Source organism: Psychrobacter nivimaris, assembly GCF_009812035.1.
Lineage (GTDB): Bacteria > Pseudomonadota > Gammaproteobacteria > Pseudomonadales > Moraxellaceae > Psychrobacter > Psychrobacter nivimaris.
This window is the reverse complement of sequence record NZ_VZIZ01000007.1, coordinates 50521-68971: the sequence shown is the minus strand read 5'-3', so window position 1 is coordinate 68971 and position 18451 is coordinate 50521. Positions and strand designations below refer to the sequence as shown.

The window sequence follows — 18451 nt, the reverse complement described above, 5'->3', positions numbered from 1 at the left end:
CCTGTCTAATCGCAGGGTTTTTTTTGGAGCAAATTATGTCTAAGTATATTGCAAAACAATCGGTAGGCCGTTTTAAGACTGGTGAAGTGGTTGAAGGCTTGACCGAAAAGCGTGCCAAATTCTTACTTGAACAAGGCGTCATCGTAGAAGCTGAAGCCGTTGAAGGCGAAGATGTTGATACTGGCGAAGGTGGTGAAGTGGTTGATTTAGACAAACTCACCAAAGCCGAGCTAACAGCTTTGCTTGATGAAGAAGAAATCGACTACAACGACTCAGATACCAAAGCTGAGCTAATCGCACGCTTTCCAAAGGACTGATTATGTACGCGACTCATGACGATTTAATAAGCCGCTTTGGTGAGCTTGCTATAGCTGAGCTTGAGTCGATGCATAACGACGGCTTGCTTGCAGTCACTAACGCGCTAAATGACGCATCAGAGAAGATGAACAGTTACTTATCAATACGCTATCAAACGCCATTGAATAAGACTGAGCATTTAAAACTGGTGTGTGCTGATATTGCTCGCTACTTGCTCTATATGAACGAGCCAACCGATGAGGTTGAGTCACGATATAAGGAAGCGCTTAAATGGCTGCAAGATGTTGGTGCTGGTAAGGCTAATGTCACATTTGCTGAGCCATTGACGGCCGATGAGCAGCAAAAGACTTATGTTAAGCCTGCGGTACCAATCGGTAGTAGCTATCCTGGTCAAATATTTGGTGACGATGTTTTTGCAAAGATGCCTAATGTGAGGTGACTATGTTTGATGCAGAGTTATCAGGTGGTGACGAGATAATCAGACGGCTAGGCGACTTGTATTTTGACAGTAAAAAAATGCAAAAGTTTAGTCGTTTGGCTGGTGCTGAAATGGTCCATCAGACTGAAGAGCGTTTTGCTAATCAGCACGATCTACAGCGTCAACCTTGGTTGCCATCACAAAGAGCTATTGCAGACAACGGTAAAACACTGCGCGATACTGGTCGATTGATGGCGTCACTCACTTATATAGCGCTACCTGATGGCGTCAAGTGGGGCACAAACGTGGTTTACGCTCGCATGATGCACTACGGCGGCAAAAAGGCGCTATTCCCTCACTTGTGGGGTGATATACCTGCTAGACCGTACTTAGGCATGAATGACAACGACCGCGCTAGCGTGCTTAACATCATCAATCGAATTATGGACGTGGACTTATGAGTAATTATTTTGCAGTAGGTCTTGGCCTAATCGAGCACTTAGAGGCTAAGGCTGACGAGTGGGGTGTTAAGCATGTTGGTGTGGCTGCAACAATCAATCAAATCAACAAGAACACGACGCCTGCCTTGTATGTAGTCAATACCGCCAATAGTCCAGTAGCTAATGGGTCGATAGATAGTCAAGACATACAGCAATGGACGGTAGTAGTGGCAGTCAGTAACCAAGCTTCACAAACTGACTTTAAAGCACTCATGCAGTCATCAGGTGAGCTTATTAGTCAAGTTATTAACTATATGCAGGGTTATCAGTTGGATGACTATCACGATCCGTTGGAGCGAACCAGCACGTCAGGACGTATTAAATACTTTTCGACTATTGCGCTAATACCGTTTACTTTTCAAACCAAATTTCAGCCTTAGGGGGCAATAAATGGAAAACCAAAATCAATCATACGCTTTTGAGGGGCGCGGTAAAGTTTACCTAACGCCTGTTACGGGCGGTACAAGAGGCGAAAGCTTTTGGGTAGGCGTTTCTGACACCGCTGCTTTATCTCACAGTGTAGACGGCGGTGAAGACCTATACGAGCGTCACACTGGCAAAGATGAGCTGTGGGATACTAGCGATGGTACGACCACCACATCAATGAGTTTTAACATTAAAGAGCGTCGTATTGATGCGTTAACGGCAGCGTTACAAGCGGTTGTTGAGACGGTAGCATCAGCTGCCGTGGCAGACGAAGCCCATACCGCTAGTAACGTCGGCTCAATCGCTTTTTTAAAGCATCAAAAAGTATCAAACGTGGTCATCGAAGATAGCACTACTGGCACAGCGCAGCCATTAGCTGAGGGCGTTGATTATAAGGTTGATGCTGATTACGGTCGTATCGAAATGCTAACAGATGGTTTTGTGCAGCCTTTAAACGTGAGTTATGACTACGGCGAAGTAACTGTTGTCAAGCCGATGACCAGTAAAGTTGACCACTATGAAGTGCGCGTTGAGGGTCTGAACAAAGTCGGTCAAAAAGATAAGCAGTTGATTGAGGTCTACAAATTTAAGCCAAATCCCGTAGATACACTTGATGTGCTTAACGAGAGTTTTAGTGAGCTGACGCTTGAGGGTAATTGTTTATACGATGCCTCTGATGATCGTGAAGCCTCGTACCGTATCGTGAAGCTGTAACTACATAGGTCTATGTGATTTCACATAGACCTATTTTTATTTAACTAAGTCATTGCGTGTCGATGGCTTACTCAAATAAAAAAGGATTAATTATGCGTACTAATACACAAACCAAGCTGACGAATACAACCACAGGCGCGGTTATCGTCTTATCAGACAGTCTTTACCCAGAAGGTGAGCACGACTGGTCAGCTATCGTATCAAATACCAAGTACGCGCTAGATGGCACGATGATCGTTGAGCAATCAGAGCGTAAAGCTGGTAGACCTTACACGATGCAAGCACCCGATAGTCATGGTGTACTGACTAGAGAAACGGTTAATGCGCTCAAATCTGAGCGTGATAAGTTAGGCGCGACCTTTTGGCTGGATTATCTAGCAGATGAGGCCGTAAAGCGCGTGAAGGTAATGTTTGACACGACAGGCGAAGCGATTGAGGCTAAGCCAGTAAAGAACACGACCAGTCCAGAGCTGAACGACTATTACAACGTAACGCTTCGGTTTTTAGAGATACCGAGCGTGTAAAATGGTATAATTGGCTACAATTTACAAGGAGTTATAGCCATGAGTAACTTGAGGTATGCGCTAGGGTACGAGGTTGACGGAAACTTAAAAATACTAACTGAGAACGACAGTATTTTATTTGCTAAGCACTCGAACGGCAAAAGCAGCATCAACCCAGACATGAACAAAGTAATGTATTTTGACGATAAAGAATCAGCCATAAAAGAGGCTGAATCACAAGGCCATGAAGTAAATGGATACCAATTAATGATGTACACTTGTGATGAAAACGCCCCTACATACATTGATAGAAATGGTGAAGGTTATGAGTGAATTTGTCATAAAAACCCCAAGTGAAGATAGTAATTGTACTCAAAGCATTACAACCTCTATCGATGATGAGCATATAACTCTATCTGATACTGAGTATGGCTGTCAGTACATAACCATACCGCTAGATAGGTGGCAAGAGCTGAAAGATGCTGTTGATGCTAAGCTGTCAGCTCGAAAACCTAACTTAAGTATTAGGGATCGGATAACAACAGGGTTTGAGAGTGCGATACAAGCGCAACTTAAAGAATAAACCCTAATTAGCAAAACCACAGCCCACTCTCGTAGTGGGTTTTTTTATGCCTAAAATTTGACGGATGACGACATGGCGATTACTCAAAACGATTTAGAAATCTTAAAGTCTGAGATTATGGCTGACACGCCTGATGGTGGTGGATTGCCAACGGGTGTTGCTGTCATTGATGGCGTATCTAACAACTTATTTCCCGATGTGTCGGATATTGACCGCTTACTTGGCCGTGTGCGTCTGCGTAAAGTCTCACTCGCAGTAAAGACAGCTAATGCTGAGCTATTGCAGGCGACTCGTATGCTATTTACTGAGCTACCTGATAATCCTAATATCAGCGTATTTGCCTTTAAAGCAACGAGCTTTGCAGATCGTCGCTCAGATGCTCAGAACAAGATTGAAAGTTATTTAGCGTTTGGTACTAAATGGGCAGGGCACTTGCTTGAGACGCAGCTTGCAGGTCAGCGAGTTATCCAAATCTCACTTGATGCAAAAGACCCTGTGCCGGCAGTCGGTCAACCACTTGTGCTCGTACAAAACGAGGGGCAGTCTGATGAGTATTATCAGTATCTCAGACCGCTTAAAGTTGACACGGTAGAGCGTCGCTTTCAAAAGTCGGCTAGTGAGACAGTAACACGCACAGTCGCAACGATTGAATTTGGTGACACGTTAAACAAATCATTCAACGGCTTAACAGTGCAAGAGTTTTATCAGAACACATCGACTACTAGACGCGCTATCTTACGTGAAGCTCGTATTGCTGATGCTGCTAAGTATTACAGCGCATCACGTTTAGCTGAGCCAGTCGTGGCTATGCAATCGCGCCAAGTACGCCTTAACTCTATTTACACGCAGGTTGTACCAAGCACGCAAGTTGAGACGCCTATTTTACAGCGTGATCCAGCCAACCAAGTAGCGACTCAAGCGCGTGGCGATGGTGTGATTAATATTAATCAATCGGTTAATGTCACAACTAATACCGCTTTTAATTTACCAAGCGGTATCGCTGTCGGCACCTTGAACGTGATAGTTGGTGCAATTACGCTAACAGACCGCGACGGTGAGTTGGTTGGCACAAACGGTACAGCTTACGCATCTATCATATACGGCACCGGTCAAATTACTTGGTATAGCTCGCTTAATCTTGGACAGACTACAGTAACCGGCAGCTATAAACCTGCAAGCGAGTTTACTCGTGTAGCACAGACTGATTATCAAGTTGTCGATGATAACGCAGGCTATAACTATGTGCGTGAGCTTGGTGCTGAGCCTTTGCCTAATAGCCTAAAAATTACTTACACAGTAGGCGGTGATAACTATCTCGTACATGACGATGGGCGCGGCAACTTAGTTGATGATGATGGTAATGGTCGCGGTACAGTGCAAGGTAAGACAGTATTGCTCACAACTGCTGCTATACCTGATGCTGCTAGCTATATCATTTATAGCTTTGGCGTCGATTTAGAGACCGTTAAGTATGGCAATCAAGCGTTACCTGCTGCTTATCACGTTATTAGCGTGGCAGATAAAGTGAGTGGCAATATCACTGTCACATGGGCGACAGGAAAGACAGCGACAGTCAGCAATGGCGTTGTCACTGGTGATGCAACAGGCACCTTTATCGATGGAAAATTAAATATTGCGCCAAATGAGACAGTAGAAAAAGGCACTGAATTTGCCTTGTCTTATCAGCGCATATTGAACGCTAATAAAATAGAAACCAACCTATCTTATACTGCGTCCAATGGATCAGGTAATTATGGCGGTGTTTTGGATTTTGAAGCATCATTTACGAGCGCCGAAGTAGTTTTATATCTTGGTAGTGAGTTGAAAGTGGTGTTATCAATACCCGAGTCAAGCTCAACTGTTGTTATTAAGGATGTACTACGCCCTTTTTATACGACCGAAACCTATCAGCAAGGTAACGCTATATTTACCCAAAGTAATATTGAGGATTGGATATCGGTCAAAAATGCTTCGTCCGATTCTAATGTTTGGAAGGCAGCTTTGGTCAGTGGAACGGTCAATAAGTCTTCAGGCCGTGTGGATTTGCTCATCAATGTATCGAGACAATCAAGCGGTGTTGAAGTTATTACTAGACCAGGTGTTTCACCAGTCTTTAAAAGCACAGTAGTCACTAAAAATATGCAAGAGTCTGATGTGCTGATAAATGCTAGTGCAGTGACGGCACCCACAACTGAGGCTGCGACATCAACAGGTACAGCAACAACACTACATATCGGACTACCTCAAGATACGACTGACGCAGTGGTTAATGGTTCGTTATTTTTGGATGCGCTAGGCATTAGTCTAAGAGATAGCAACAGTAAAGTGAAAAGTGGTGACTTAGTGGTAGGTAATATCGATTATCGCTTTGGCGCCGTATCGGTTGATACATGGCAAGCAGGGCAAGCCAACATAGTGAACCTCAAGTCAATGTTGCGTGAAAATGACCCCGTACCGCTTGCTAACTTGATTTTTAGAACGCCAGTAGCACCACTTAAAGAAGCGTCTTTGCAGATCAGTGCCGAGCTTGCAGATGGTACGCCTATATCGCTATCAACAGATGAACAGGGCAATATCACTGGTCATAGTTTTGCACACGGTACTGTTGATTTTAAAGCTGGTGTGGTGGCGCTGTATTTTTACGAGCGACTAGGTGTAACTGCCAATCCTAGTGTGGTTAATGAGCCGTGGTATGACGCAAATAACATCTATACGTTGTCATCTGGCGATAACACGCAGTATATCAATCGCCCTGTTTACGTTAAGCCTGACTCAATACGTTATAACGCGATTGCTTACAGTTACTTGCCGCTTGATAAAGAGCTTATCGGACTTGATCCAGTGCGCTTGCCGACTGATGGTCGTGTGCCGTTTGTCCGTAAAGGTGACTCGATAGCTATCACTGAGCTTAAAACAATGCAGCTACCAACCAATGCGCCAAACGATACGTTTGATTTAGGCTTTGAGCGTTTGTCTGACGTGAGCGTGGTTGATGCCAATGGTTTAAAGGTTGACACAGACTATCTCGATGTTGATTTAGATGCTGGCGCTTTGACGCTAAACGGCATGTTTGATATGTCGTTTTATACTGCGCCGCTGACTGCTAAATATCGCATTATGGATATTGCGTTGGTTATTGAGACTGATATATCAGGTCGTGTGACGCTATCAACGCCTATTACTCATGACTACAGCACGGCAGCGGTTTTTAGCTCGATGTTACTTGCAGGCGATATGCAAGCGCGAGCGTTTAACGTGTTTAGTCAAAAGTCATGGACAAGTATATTTAGTAATACGCTGATTGGTGATGCGGCAACGGCACAATTGCAGATTGTTAATAATCCGATTGTGGTGACTAATCGTGATGCAATTGAAGAACGCTGGGCGCTAGTGTTTACGAATGCCACCTCGTTTAACATTATCGGTCAAACAGTTGGTCAAATAGGTGCAGGCTCAACGACTACACTGACAGCGCCAATTAACCCAATGACAGGTTATCCGTACTTTACTATACCGTCAGCAGCATGGGGCACAGGTTGGTCAGCTAATAACGTAGTGCGTATCAATACCGCCGCCGCTAAATACCCAGTTTGGATAGGTAACGCTATTCAACAACATCAGGGCAGTAGTAAAGATAACTATGATTTTACAATCGGCTATCATGCCAACATTGACCGCGAGCGAGGTGAGTAATGCAGTTAAGTATTGATGCGAAAAACGCAGCCTTACAAGGGATTGCCGACAAGCTAAATGTCGGCACAAACTCTGTCTTATCAATCTATGTGGGCGCAACGCTTGCCGCTGAGATTGCGCTAACAAATCCAGTGCAGCAATCAATAGCTAATGCGGTGATGACTTTTAGAGTACCGCCTAAAGTGCTGGCGATAGCATCAGGCGTGCTGACATCGGCAAAAGTGCTGGCGGCAGATGGTACGCTAATCGCTGAGCTTGATGTAGCAACAGAGGTCACGCTTGATAAGTCGCAAGTGTATCAAGGCGGCTATGTCACGCTGACAGCGCTAACAATGGGTATCTGATATGGCAACAATCACAGGCAGGGCAAAACGCTATGACGGCTTGCCGATTGACTATGTGCTGATTTTTCGATGGAAAGATGGCAAGTGTTTAGGTAAGTCGATACCTAATAACGCGGGTAACTGGTTATATAAGTACGACACAAACATGATAGTTGGTATTACCTATGTCGCTGATGGTTGTGAGCCGATAACGCATGGGCCGTATGAGTTTGTTGTTCAGGTTTAATACGTGGGGCACTCTACTACCAATCTTGGTGCTGTGTGCTGTGCAACCAAATCCAAATCCACCGACAGGCACTGATGGTTATACGATGTGCTTGTATGGTGATACTACCGAAATTAAAGCTTAGGAGAGAGAGATGAGTTTATTAACACCAGAGCGCGTGCCAGTTAAAGTTTACCGCTGGGATGATGCTGATGCGCCAGCGCTTGATGAGACTCCTAATTGCATGGCGACTATCTTTAAGGCGTGCCTGGTCACAGGCTACGGCACAAAAGAGGGTGCGGGTTGGACAATGCCGTTTGAGGATACCACTGCGGGGGTTAAGGTGCTACGCCCAGAGGTTGGCCCACACACTGATTTTTATCTGCGATTGTCGGCAGACACTGGTAGAGAGATGGCGGCGCAGGTCTATCTTAATATGACTGACGCAAATACGGGTGATTTGAAGTTAGAGGGTAGCCGCCCGTTTGCTTACGCTAAGGCTTCGGTATCAAATAAATGGATATTAATAGCTACACCACGCGGTATGTTTTTTAGCTGCGAACAATCAGTAAATGGAGGTCTTGATAAAAAAGGGGCGTACTTTTATGTGGGGGATAGCAAACCTGGTCCACAAGCCTTCCGATCCGTAGCGATACAACACACAGGCGGTACTTCGAGTGATTTTTCGGATATTTTAGGCAATAGATCGTCACGTCTTTACAAAGATAAGGCTGGATATGTTTATGGGAAAGCTATGAGAGGTCAGTCTTTAGTTGTTGATACAATATCTTTTAGCTCACTTTTTGACGGAGATACCGTACTAACAAACCATGAGTATTCCTCGCCAGTATTTTTTATCGCAAATAAGGATATATCTATACTGCCCGGTTTGGCAATACCGTCTTGCGGTGCCAAAGACCCTAATTACACAACAAAATTAATAGAGACAGATGGTTTTGTAACAAACGCAATTGTAGTTGGCACAGGTGCATACACAGATATGAATATGTATGTTAGCGCTGATTTTTGGAGCTACTAAAATGTATTTAGGCATTAATACGGTTCTATCCGGCACAGCATATATTGCAGGGGCGAAGGACGGCATCGTTACAGCGCTAGGCAAGCCTGCAAGTCGAAGGGTTTGGTTGTTAGATGCTCAAACAATGGAAATTGCAAGGGTAGCAACATCGCTACCAAACGGTCATTATATTTTTGCGGGTCTTAATCATGATAGTGAGTACCTAGTAATGGCACGCGACTACAAAAAAGAGTTTGAGCCGTTTGCGTGGGACTACGTCAAACCTGCTGACGATTTAACTGTCGCTGAGCAACAGGCATTATGGACATCATGGCAAACTAACTAAGGCGGGTATATGGCAAGCTCATTACAATTACGGCTTGAGCGTGTCATTAGCGCTAATCGCTTATCTAATGCGCTTGAGTTACCGCTTGATCGTAAATTAGGAGATTTATCGCGCTACACGTATGCCTATGCTGATGCGCTACCGCTACGATTAGAGCGTAAGATTAGCGAGCAGCCTAGTGCGAGCGCCTTATATCTTGCGCTGAGTCAGCCGCTTGGCACGCTTGCGCCAGTGCTGTACGTTACATCAAGCGCGCTACCCTTGCCGCTATCTGAGCGCATCAGCAATCAGTCGCCTAGCAATGCGCTACCGTTAGGACTTACGCGCAAACTTGGCACGACCACAGGTGGTTATGTACCACCTGTTACGCCGCCAGTCAATGATGATGTATCGGTCGCTATCGCAGCAGTAGCAGAGATAGCGCCTGCCGCGTCAGCATCTATAACATCAGATGCGGTAGAGGTCAGTGTCTCGGTCGTTGCTCATTGCGATCTAAGCGCTACCGCAAGCGCATCGGTCGATTATGATGCAAACGTATTTAGAGGGATGGTCGCTGACGTATCTAGTGATATGCAAAACGCTAAGCTACAAGGCGTTGACAAAAGCGGGCAGTTTGAGGATAACGAGCAGCTAGTCAGCAGTACAACAGCAGACTGGCAGCAATCAAAACTCATAGGCGCTGACAATCAAGCGCAATTTGAAGCAAATAAACGCCTCGATACTGATACAACGCCATTGTTTGAGTCGTCAAAATTAGTCGGCACCGATAGTCAGCAGCTATATGAGTCGCAGCGGTTTATCGCTGATAAATCTACGCTAAAAACCGAGACAGCAAAGCGCATCAGTCACAGCAACTGGTACAGTTTTGAGGCGATGCTCAAGCGTCAAATCGAGCGCACGTTGGGCGCTGAATATGCCGAGCTGGTAACAGATAATCTCGATACGTCTAGCGAGTACAACCGCTTTACTGCACTTAGATGTGATGCGCTCATTGAGACAGCACGACTGCCGTATTCAAAGCTACGCTATGTACCGCCGCCACTATCACAGACCGTCATACTCAAAAAGCAAGAAATTATAGTTGATTGTGGCACTGGTGATGTTAGTGTCTATGCTTACAATGACGAGCTTGCGTTACCGATGCACAGGCGTATCGCTGACAGGGGCGCATCTAGTCAGTTAGCAATACCGCTGACCATGCCGCGTGGTGTTTTGCAACTACCTGCCGAAGTGGCTAATGCGCTACCCAACAGACCTTGCAACAAACCAACGCTAGGCGTCAATCCATCGCCTGACGTGGTTATGTGCCAGCCTAAAGTGTTCGGTCGGTCGCCTGGCATAGCTATCAGTAGTCAAGCAACACTTAACGCTATTGCTTATCTTGAGTTGTTAGCTAGCGAGAAAGACGATCTTTACGGCAAAGGAGTTATATTTGTGACAAACAGTGTGTCATTAACGCGCTCAGATGATGGGCGTGAGATTAAGCTGCTAGGCTTTAGCGTGGGCATTGATAGCAACAGCTATTGCTGGACGTTTAGCGCCACCGTACCGTTGTCAGAGCTATCTAAAGTCGATACCGCACATGAGCAGCAGATAGGTGTTGAGTTTACGTGTAACGGCAATCTATGGCGATTTATCTTAGATGGTTGCGATGATAGCGCGTCATTTGGTGAAAGCTCGCTAACAATCAAGGGTAAATCACGAGCGATGTTGTTAGCGAGTCCGTATTCAGCCCAGCGCGGCTTTAAATACGATACAGCTATGAGCGCAAGACAAATAGCCGAAGATGAATTAAACCGCTTTGGCGTACCGTCAGGCTTTACGCTTGATTGGCAGCTCGCAGGTATCAACGGTTGGAATATTCCAGCCAACAGCTACAGCTACTCAAACAAGACGCCTATCAACTCATTGCAGTGGATAGCCGAAGCCGCAGGTGGTTTTATCAATGCTCACATGAGTGAGGATATTATCCATGTGCTTGCTAATTATCCGGTCCCATCTTGGGAGTGGAGCGATCAAACACCGTTGTTAACCTTGCCAATGTCGCTTATCACCAGTCGCAGCCGTGGGCGTGTCAACAAGCCTACTTACAATGGTGTCACGCTGTACGGTGACAATGACAATGGCATACACGCCCTGATTAAGCGTACAGGCACTAGCGGTGGCTATCAGCCGCCAATGGTAACAAGTGATTTGATGACTGACACAGCAGCCGCTATTAGCCGAGGCAAGATGATACTGAGTGACATAGGCGATATCGGTAACATCGGTATCTCAATGCCACTGCATAGCGATTTTGGTGTGTTAAAACCATCAACCTTAATCGGTGTCAATGATGGTGAGTCGTGGGTTGGCATGGTCAGGGGGACAACCATCACAGGTCGTCTATCAAGCAATCGAGCATTAGAGATTGACCAGTCTATTGATGTTGAGCGTCATTTTGATAAGGAGTCTGTCTAATGGCTAGCGGCAATCTATGGCAGTTATTTAAAGGCGTCACTGAGCAGGGAGCCAAGCAATTGGCCACTGTCATTGACCGTAACAGCTCAAACTATACCGTCACTATGCAAGGTGGCGGTAATACGATTGTGCAATCAAGCGCGGCTTACGAGCTGCAATCAAAGGTTTTTATCAGAGAAGGGCAGATAGTCAGTGATGCGCCTGACCTGCCTTTTACAGAAATAGAGGTTTAGTATGACAGATAAAAAAGATGATATTGATTACAGCTTTGAGCTGACGTATAGCGTTTGGAACGGAGATACGAAAAAATTAGAGAAGCAAAAAAAGGATGTTGGTGTTAAGCGCGTCAAGGTTAAAAACCTAAACGAAGTGACACGAGCATTTACGCCTTTTGTCGCTGAGTTTGAGCGTATTGTAAAAGCAAATAAAGGCTTGCCTGAGAGTGAATTACTGGCGCTGATTGGCAGCTATACAGACGAGACGGTCATACTGGCATCGGTACTAACAGACCAAACGCCTACCTTTTACCGAGAGCTTGAGCCGCTTGAAATGCTGCAAGTGATGCAGGAGGTCGTCGCCCATAGTGGCGATTTTTTTATGCGTCAGATTTTCATGCCCCTAAAAAGTCTGGGGGCACAGTTAGCCTTACTTGGTTCGACAGCTTACTACCATTCTACAAAATCGGACTCAGAGAGCACGATGTCTTAGATATGGCGTTTGGCGAGTGGTGGGAACTGTCTAAAGCAATGGCTAAAGATAAGCAGCAAAGCATTAAAGATATGGCTATTGCAATGCGAGTATCACAAGCAGATGCGAAAGGCTGGAAAGAGTTTATGAAAAGCTAGCGTAACAATGCTTAATCAACTAAAATTGAGTAAATATAATTTTGGTGATTGGTTATGAAAAGACTGTTTGCATTAGGTTTGGTGGCGATACTTAGTGGCTGCGGTGGTGGATATGACAGCTTGCCACCGCAAGTAAGCAATGGTGGTGGCGGTACTATTGGCGCAGGCGGCACTATAGGCTCTGGTGGTTCTAAAGAAGATGGGGAATGGCGTTATTCGTCAGTTGATAATAGCGCGGGTGAGGTGTTCAATGCGAAAGCGGAAAATAATGCGATAAACACATATCCTGATCCTGAAGTTAGTGGATTAAATGCAAGGCCATTTATTATTGCTGAAAGACAACGACTATTACCTGGCACTGTATCGGAATCGATAAAGATATTTGCGGGATCAGCAGTGGCTTGTGTGCCAACGTGCCAGATACCTATAAAATTTAATAGTAACAGGCAAAGTTATTTGATGCAGTACAGCACTCTTGATGAGGTTTTGGTGCCCGTTAGCGCAGAAGTAGGTAAAGATTTATTTGATAAATTTACAAAATCCAATTCAGCAGTAATAACACTGCCTATTATTGGTCTTAGTGACAATGTTGAGTCTGAATTTAACCTCAGAGGTTACGAGGCAGATAGAATGAAACTAAATATAGATAGTTTGTAACTACGTTAAACACCCGCCATTTAATCGGTGGGTTTTTATTATAAATTAAAAGGAACAGGTCATGAAAACTGAGGTAGAAAAAATATCACCTGATATAAATTACATGACGCTAAAAGAATGGCCGAAAGCTCATGAAGTATGGGGCGATGATGGTTTTGAGCGCATTAATCAATTGCTAGATAAAGCAGTGCATTTGGTTGGCAGAAAAGCGCCCAACGAAGCGCCTCACTATGCTGGACTGTCAGAGAATAAAAGCAAGGCAGGTAAAACACCAGTCGTCTTTATCGACTGCGATAGTTTAAACCGCTACCACATTAGCGAACGTCATATTAAAGATGGCAAGCTGCCAAAGCCTGATAGGGCAAGCGCCTTTAAATAATAAAACGAATAAATCAACAAGCTCACTTTAATTAGTGGGCTTTTTTTATGCCCATAATTTGAGGTGCACCATATGGCAGGTGATTTAGATTTTAACGTGCAGTTGCGCGTGCTCAATGAGCAGTTTAACCGTGGTATTGATAGTGCGCGCGATAAGTTTACGCAATACGCGCAGTCAGTACAGCGCAACGTACAGCAGATGAATACTGATACCGAGCGAGCATCTACAATGCTAGCAGGGCTTGCCAATGTTGACTCTAGCCGTTTGACTAGCGAGCTACAAGCCACAGCTGACCAGTTAAGACAGATGGGCGCAGGTGCCAACATATCAGGCGACCAAATTGAACAGGCCATGGAAGCATCAGCACTGCAAGTTACAAGGCTTGGCAGACAGCTGGAAGTAGCAAGGTCTGAAGCATTAAGACTAAGCCAGACAAGTGCAAGTCCTGAAGATATTGAACAAGCAGCGGCTAATGTCAATCGATTAGAGCAAGAGCTAAATCAGGCTCGTAGTGCTAGTGTCAGTCTTGCTAACGAGCTTTCGGGCGCTATGAATAGAGCAAGCACAACCGCAGACAATGCACGCAATGCCTTATATCGTATGGCTAACATACGAGTACCTGAAACTATCCGCGGTGAGATTGACCAAATCAACCGCACACTGGTCAACTTTCAACAGAACAGCGGAAGACCAGCGGCGGAGATTGAACGAGCAACACGCGCAGCCGAGGAGCAGATCAGACGGCTTGAGAATGAGCTTAACGGCGTTGATGACACAATAAGACGCACGGATGTTAGTACAAACAGCTTTAGCGGCAACGTTGGTAAGCTCAGAACAGCCATGAGCGGATTAACAGGGCTATTGGCGGCAGCTGGCATTGGTATTGGTGCGGCTGAAATTATCGAGATGTCAGATGCGTTCGTCACGTTAGAAGCTAAAGTAAAACTGGCAACAGGTGAAGGCGCAGCATTCGTCACAGGCTTTCAAGGTGTGACCGATATCGCAAAAGAAACCTTCACCAGCATTGAAAACACAGGGGAGCTTTTCGCACGTATCACACAAGCTTCTGAGTCGTTAGGCTTGGCACAAGGCGAAATACTGTCAGTCACCAAGACAATCAATGAAGCGATCAAACTATCAGGTGGTAGTGCCGCCAGTGCGGACGCTGCAATCATTCAGCTAGTACAGGGCTTGCAATCAGGCGTAGTGCGCGGTGAAGAGTTTAACTCCATTATGGAGCAAGCGCCGCGCTTGGCCACGGCAATGGCTGACGGTCTAGGAGTGACCAAAGGCGAACTGCGAGCAATGGCCGCTGAAGGTAAGCTGACAAGTGAGGTGGTCATTGATGCGGTACGCTCACAAACGCAAACCATTAATGATGAATTTGCGACACTACCAACGACTTTTGCAAACTCCGTTCAGAACATGAAAACGACGGTGTTTGAACTCGTTGGCAGCTTAAATGAAACGGTCAATCAATCTGGTCGATTGGCTCAGGGCATACAGTACATTAGCGATGCTATTGATAATATCGACCCTGCGACAATGGCAGCCCTTGGTCAGTCGTTTGATTTTGTATTAGAGCAGTCCGCCGCGTTATTTACTCTCGTTAAAGACATTTACGGCGCGTTTAGTGACTTAACCTCGATCATTAACGGTACGGTTGCAGCGGGTAATGATGTCGGCTTAATCACCAAGCTTATGCAGCAGTTTGCAGTAACTACAGGGGTAGCGATTGACGGCATACGCGGTCTATCAATCGCAGCTGACAGTGTTTTTGGCACAATCAGCGGCATTATTGGTAGCGTGTTGATCGGTATTGCTAAGCTCAACGGTGAAACCTCGACAATGGGCGAAGCATTAATCGCCAAACAAGAAGAGCTATACGCACGATCAGAACAAAAGATGATGGACTTTAAATCTAAGTCTGGCGAAGCATGGGCTGAGATGAATAAGACAGCCCAAGACAGACTTGATGAAACCGTGGTGGAAGTCGTTAAAAATTACGATGAGATGGTTGCTAAGGGCGATATATCAGCAGCAGCGATGGAAGAACAATATATTAAAGTCGCAAAAGCTAAGATTGAAGCCAATAACATGATTATCACTGATGATATGCGGCTTGAATTAGCGGGACAAGGGTTGCAGGCGTCAATCAGTGATACAAACGATGTGATTGTTGAGTCATCTAAAGGCGTACAGGCTGCTTATCTTGGCGTTGGTCAGAGCTTTGCTGAAGTAGCACTTAAAGCGCAAGTTTCTGGTACATCAATGCGTGAATCGCTGACGGACGCAGTACCAAAAGCACAAACCATTGGCGCAGTTGACGACATTATATCGTCTCTTAGTGCACTTGGTAGCCAAGGCAAAATATCTGGTGAAGATATGGCGTTTGGTATCAACCTTGCCAATGAGCGCTACAAAGAGATTGAAAGCAACTTTGCAAGATATGCTGCAAAAACAATGGCCGACAATGGCGGAATTGTGACATCTGAGCTTGAAAAAACGGCAGCATTACAGGGGCTTGCAATACAGGCTAATGAGACAGGTGGTGCGATAGTCACACAGCTTGATAAGTCAACGGTTGCTAGTGGTCGTACTAAAGATGAGATCGACAAGCTAGCAGGGGCAGCAGGTGTAGGTCTGTCCGCAGGATTTATTAAATCCAAAGAAGGGCTTGATGAGTTAGTAGATGGCTACGACGACTTGGAAAAAGCGGGTTATGACGCAGGTGGCGCAGTAATTAACGCGCTAACCGAAATGTCCAACAAGGCATCCAATACCGCTGAGATAGAAAACCTCACTCTCACATGGAATGAGCTTTACAAAGAAGGGAAAATCACAGGTCAAGAACTTGCCGACGGCTTAGAGGGAGTAAAAAACCGAGTTGACATACTCAAGGACGGCATCAATGGTGTGACTGAGGCATACGGCTTCTTGGGATTAAAGACTCGTGAGGAATTAGCCAAAGACGCTCAAGCCTACACAGAGTCTTATAGCCTCGTTATGAAACAAGGCGAGCTGACAGCGCAGCAGCAAGAAGAAGTCTTTACAAAAACAGCTAAGGCCAACATCGCAGCAAATGGCGGGGTTATTGATAGCTTTACTCGAGCGCAAGCAGCAGCCAAAGGGTACACGGTTGAAGTTGACGAAAACGGGCGCGTAGTGGTCGAAAAGGCAGGTCGGGCAGTTAGTGCAAACGATAATGTCACGCGCTCAGTCAATAACATTCGTACAGCTTACGATGGCATATCTAGTAGTGCCGGCGGTGCAGGTAATGCCATGGTACGCGCCGCAAATGAGGCGTCATCAGCTTACGATAAGTTGCAGCAGAAAATTAAGTCAGTCAAAGAAGCTCAGGAGCTTAAAAACGCTGACGAGACACTTAGGAACTTACGGCAATATGGCACTGAGGATGCACCCATCGAGGGCAACCAGTTTGGCACAAGGCTTGGTGTTGAGAACTTCTTGAAGTCGCAGGGCTTGTCTGAGGAATCAGCTATCGAGGAAGCGCGTAAGCTGTACGCCAAGCAGGGCACATCAAGCGGTGCTTTGAACTTTGGTGAGCTGCAAGGTTTTAGTGACGGCCAGATGCTAACGGCTGCTGATATTAATCGCTATAAGTCTGCTTCAGTGTACTTGGCTGAAATTGCTGAAAAAGCACGTCAAGTAGATCGTCAGCGTGACAACTACGAAGTGGCAAGGACAGCGACGGCTCAAATCACAACGCAAGAGTACAATCGTTATGATAGTCAGCCAAGCTCAAGCAAAACAATTAATGTTAACTTCAAACTTGGCGGTGCAACGGCATCGATGAGTATGCCAGAGAGCCAAGAAGCATCGCTTACAGCTCTACTGCAACAACTACAAGACAGTAAAGCAATCGCAGGTTACTAGCCACTCATTGAGTGGTTTTTTATTATCTAAAATTTGAGGAGTTTGGCTGGTGACGTATTTGATTAACTAACTATTTAAAAAAATAAATATTGAAAATTGGATGGCATCTCTTGTAGAGTAAGAAAGTTATCAATAATGAGTACTCAAATGCATAAAATTGGAAGAAATTCTAATATTGACAAGATAAAAGGGTTGTTAATATTCTTAGTTGTATTTGGACACTTTTTAGAAAAATATATGGGGTGGCATGGCGATCTATCTAGTTCTTTATTGAAATTTATCTATGCTATTCATATGCCTGCTTTTATTTTTATTTCAGGTATGTTTTTTAATATAGAAAAGTGGAAAGAAAGTTCTTATAGATATTTTTCTATTTTTTTAGCCTTTCAGTTTCTTTATATTATATTTGATTATATTGTTAATGGTGGTGATGTTTCTAGATGGTTGAGTACGCCATATTGGATAATGTGGTTTATGTTCACATTAAGTATCTATTGCTTAATTACGCCCATTCTCATCAGACAAAAGCAAGTTTTATTTATTTCGGTATGTTTGGCTATTTATATAGGATTAGTTGAGACAGATAACTACCCCTATTCAATAGGTCGAACTTTATCGTTCTTACCATTTTTCATTCTTGGTGTTTTATACGGTAAGAAGATATACAGTGCTTTATTTGAAAAATGGTATGCAGTTATCATTTCGATAGCGGTATTAATTGCACTTGGAATAGCGAGTTATTTTATTGATATGCAACCTTCTTGGTTGTTTGGTGTAGCAAATATTAATGATTATTATGACAGTGTCGTTTTTGGAATTTTCATAAAAATTAGCTTATTGGCAACATCAATATTATCTATTTTATCTGTAATGAGATTGTCGAAAGTACTGCCAAGTTTCTTTGAAATATTTGGGAAAAGAAGCTTATCAATTTATTTGTTTCATGGCTTTGTTGTTATTTTAAGCTCCAAGTACGTTTATTTCTCTCAACCGGATTGTTTAATGCTAATAGTATGTTTTGTATTATCCCTGGCCACTTGTATTATTTTAAAAGAACAGTTTTTTGGGAGAGTTATCGCTCGATTATCTAAACCTATAATGAAAATATTTAAATAGAAATATATTTTCAAGTCATAAGCACCTTC

Annotated in this window: 21 protein-coding genes; all 21 read left to right on the top strand. The window is 44.6% G+C overall.

The features are described from left to right. Nucleotides 1-35 precede the first annotated feature (35 nt). Nucleotides 36-317 carry a hypothetical protein gene (locus FQV37_RS02855; protein ID WP_160021208.1) on the top strand — a complete coding sequence of 94 codons (282 nt, stop codon included), beginning with the start codon at nt 36-38 and terminating at the stop codon, nt 315-317. 2 nt (nt 318-319) lie between these two features. After that, complete coding sequence (locus FQV37_RS02850; protein ID WP_160021207.1) at nt 320-757, top strand: gp436 family protein; 438 nt, start codon at nt 320-322, stop codon at nt 755-757. 2 nt (nt 758-759) lie between these two features. Beyond that, the gene (locus FQV37_RS02845) at nt 760-1197 is read left to right on the top strand and encodes a phage virion morphogenesis protein (RefSeq protein WP_160021206.1); all 438 of its coding nucleotides are present in this window, start codon (nt 760-762) and stop codon (nt 1195-1197) included. After that, nucleotides 1194-1616, top strand: a complete 423-nt coding sequence (locus FQV37_RS02840; protein ID WP_160021205.1) for a phage tail terminator protein — start codon at nt 1194-1196, stop codon at nt 1614-1616. Before FQV37_RS02845 ends, FQV37_RS02840 begins: the two co-directional genes overlap by 4 nt. 10 nt (nt 1617-1626) lie before the next feature. After that, on the top strand, nt 1627-2376 hold the full coding sequence (locus FQV37_RS02835; RefSeq protein ID WP_160021204.1) for a phage tail tube protein: 750 nt from the start codon (nt 1627-1629) through the stop codon (nt 2374-2376). A 92-nt stretch (nt 2377-2468) separates the two neighbouring features. Continuing rightward, the gene (locus tag FQV37_RS02830; protein WP_160021203.1) at nt 2469-2900 is read left to right on the top strand and encodes a hypothetical protein; all 432 of its coding nucleotides are present in this window, start codon (nt 2469-2471) and stop codon (nt 2898-2900) included. A 39-nt stretch (nt 2901-2939) separates the two neighbouring features. After that, entirely contained in the window at nt 2940-3212 is a 273-nt protein-coding gene (locus tag FQV37_RS02825) for a hypothetical protein (protein WP_160021202.1), read from the top strand. Then, nucleotides 3205-3462, top strand: a complete 258-nt coding sequence (locus FQV37_RS02820) for a hypothetical protein (RefSeq protein WP_160021201.1) — start codon at nt 3205-3207, stop codon at nt 3460-3462. The genes FQV37_RS02825 and FQV37_RS02820 overlap by 8 nt, the downstream gene beginning before the upstream one ends. 72 nt (nt 3463-3534) lie before the next feature. Then, nucleotides 3535-7155 carry a hypothetical protein gene (locus tag FQV37_RS02815; protein ID WP_160021200.1) on the top strand — a complete coding sequence of 1207 codons (3621 nt, stop codon included), beginning with the start codon at nt 3535-3537 and terminating at the stop codon, nt 7153-7155. Beyond that, on the top strand, nt 7155-7499 hold the full coding sequence (locus FQV37_RS02810; protein ID WP_160021199.1) for a hypothetical protein: 345 nt from the start codon (nt 7155-7157) through the stop codon (nt 7497-7499). Before FQV37_RS02815 ends, FQV37_RS02810 begins: the two co-directional genes overlap by 1 nt. A 1-nt stretch (nt 7500) precedes the next feature. Further along, nucleotides 7501-7725 (top strand): hypothetical protein, encoded by a 225-nt coding sequence (locus FQV37_RS02805; RefSeq protein WP_160021198.1) that lies wholly within the window; start codon nt 7501-7503, stop codon nt 7723-7725. Nucleotides 7726-7858: 133 nt separating this feature from the next. Then, nucleotides 7859-8743, top strand: coding sequence for a hypothetical protein (locus FQV37_RS02800; protein WP_160021197.1), 885 nt, complete (start codon nt 7859-7861; stop codon nt 8741-8743). 1 nt (nt 8744) lies between these two features. Next, nucleotides 8745-9068: a hypothetical protein gene (locus tag FQV37_RS02795; protein WP_160021196.1), complete on the top strand. Its 324-nt coding sequence runs from the start codon at nt 8745-8747 to the stop codon at nt 9066-9068. Nucleotides 9069-9077: 9 nt separating this feature from the next. Beyond that, nucleotides 9078-11528: a hypothetical protein gene (locus FQV37_RS02790; RefSeq protein ID WP_160021195.1), complete on the top strand. Its 2451-nt coding sequence runs from the start codon at nt 9078-9080 to the stop codon at nt 11526-11528. Continuing rightward, nucleotides 11528-11761, top strand: a complete 234-nt coding sequence (locus FQV37_RS02785; RefSeq protein ID WP_160021194.1) for a hypothetical protein — start codon at nt 11528-11530, stop codon at nt 11759-11761. Before FQV37_RS02790 ends, FQV37_RS02785 begins: the two co-directional genes overlap by 1 nt. A gap of 1 nt (nt 11762) precedes the next feature. Continuing rightward, entirely contained in the window at nt 11763-12236 is a 474-nt protein-coding gene (locus tag FQV37_RS02780) for a hypothetical protein (protein ID WP_160021193.1), read from the top strand. A gap of 2 nt (nt 12237-12238) precedes the next feature. Continuing rightward, complete coding sequence (locus FQV37_RS14285; protein WP_277342675.1) at nt 12239-12373, top strand: hypothetical protein; 135 nt, start codon at nt 12239-12241, stop codon at nt 12371-12373. Between the two features lie 54 nt (nt 12374-12427). Then, nucleotides 12428-13030, top strand: coding sequence for a hypothetical protein (locus FQV37_RS02775; protein WP_160021192.1), 603 nt, complete (start codon nt 12428-12430; stop codon nt 13028-13030). A gap of 61 nt (nt 13031-13091) precedes the next feature. Then, a complete protein-coding gene (locus FQV37_RS02770; protein WP_160021191.1) occupies nt 13092-13409 on the top strand; it encodes a hypothetical protein in 318 nt (105 codons plus the stop codon). Between the two features lie 72 nt (nt 13410-13481). Continuing rightward, on the top strand, nt 13482-17306 hold the full coding sequence (locus FQV37_RS02765; RefSeq protein ID WP_160021190.1) for a tape measure protein: 3825 nt from the start codon (nt 13482-13484) through the stop codon (nt 17304-17306). A gap of 135 nt (nt 17307-17441) precedes the next feature. Beyond that, complete coding sequence (locus tag FQV37_RS02760) at nt 17442-18422, top strand: acyltransferase family protein (protein ID WP_160021189.1); 981 nt, start codon at nt 17442-17444, stop codon at nt 18420-18422. The last annotated feature ends 29 nt before the right edge of the window (nt 18423-18451 follow it).

What these genes read in the sequence shown, in the direction of transcription:
- FQV37_RS02855 (WP_160021208.1), top strand. Translation starts at nt 36, where the DNA reads ATGTCTAAGTATATTGCAAAACAATCGGTAGGCCGTTTTAAGACTGGT.
- FQV37_RS02850 (WP_160021207.1), top strand. Translation starts at nt 320, where the DNA reads ATGTACGCGACTCATGACGATTTAATAAGCCGCTTTGGTGAGCTTGCT.
- FQV37_RS02845 (WP_160021206.1), top strand. Translation starts at nt 760, where the DNA reads ATGTTTGATGCAGAGTTATCAGGTGGTGACGAGATAATCAGACGGCTA.
- FQV37_RS02840 (WP_160021205.1), top strand. Translation starts at nt 1,194, where the DNA reads ATGAGTAATTATTTTGCAGTAGGTCTTGGCCTAATCGAGCACTTAGAG.
- FQV37_RS02835 (WP_160021204.1), top strand. Translation starts at nt 1,627, where the DNA reads ATGGAAAACCAAAATCAATCATACGCTTTTGAGGGGCGCGGTAAAGTT.
- FQV37_RS02830 (WP_160021203.1), top strand. Translation starts at nt 2,469, where the DNA reads ATGCGTACTAATACACAAACCAAGCTGACGAATACAACCACAGGCGCG.
- FQV37_RS02825 (WP_160021202.1), top strand. Translation starts at nt 2,940, where the DNA reads ATGAGTAACTTGAGGTATGCGCTAGGGTACGAGGTTGACGGAAACTTA.
- FQV37_RS02820 (WP_160021201.1), top strand. Translation starts at nt 3,205, where the DNA reads ATGAGTGAATTTGTCATAAAAACCCCAAGTGAAGATAGTAATTGTACT.
- FQV37_RS02815 (WP_160021200.1), top strand. Translation starts at nt 3,535, where the DNA reads ATGGCGATTACTCAAAACGATTTAGAAATCTTAAAGTCTGAGATTATG.
- FQV37_RS02810 (WP_160021199.1), top strand. Translation starts at nt 7,155, where the DNA reads ATGCAGTTAAGTATTGATGCGAAAAACGCAGCCTTACAAGGGATTGCC.
- FQV37_RS02805 (WP_160021198.1), top strand. Translation starts at nt 7,501, where the DNA reads ATGGCAACAATCACAGGCAGGGCAAAACGCTATGACGGCTTGCCGATT.
- FQV37_RS02800 (WP_160021197.1), top strand. Translation starts at nt 7,859, where the DNA reads ATGAGTTTATTAACACCAGAGCGCGTGCCAGTTAAAGTTTACCGCTGG.
- FQV37_RS02795 (WP_160021196.1), top strand. Translation starts at nt 8,745, where the DNA reads ATGTATTTAGGCATTAATACGGTTCTATCCGGCACAGCATATATTGCA.
- FQV37_RS02790 (WP_160021195.1), top strand. Translation starts at nt 9,078, where the DNA reads ATGGCAAGCTCATTACAATTACGGCTTGAGCGTGTCATTAGCGCTAAT.
- FQV37_RS02785 (WP_160021194.1), top strand. Translation starts at nt 11,528, where the DNA reads ATGGCTAGCGGCAATCTATGGCAGTTATTTAAAGGCGTCACTGAGCAG.
- FQV37_RS02780 (WP_160021193.1), top strand. Translation starts at nt 11,763, where the DNA reads ATGACAGATAAAAAAGATGATATTGATTACAGCTTTGAGCTGACGTAT.
- FQV37_RS14285 (WP_277342675.1), top strand. Translation starts at nt 12,239, where the DNA reads ATGGCGTTTGGCGAGTGGTGGGAACTGTCTAAAGCAATGGCTAAAGAT.
- FQV37_RS02775 (WP_160021192.1), top strand. Translation starts at nt 12,428, where the DNA reads ATGAAAAGACTGTTTGCATTAGGTTTGGTGGCGATACTTAGTGGCTGC.
- FQV37_RS02770 (WP_160021191.1), top strand. Translation starts at nt 13,092, where the DNA reads ATGAAAACTGAGGTAGAAAAAATATCACCTGATATAAATTACATGACG.
- FQV37_RS02765 (WP_160021190.1), top strand. Translation starts at nt 13,482, where the DNA reads ATGGCAGGTGATTTAGATTTTAACGTGCAGTTGCGCGTGCTCAATGAG.
- FQV37_RS02760 (WP_160021189.1), top strand. Translation starts at nt 17,442, where the DNA reads ATGAGTACTCAAATGCATAAAATTGGAAGAAATTCTAATATTGACAAG.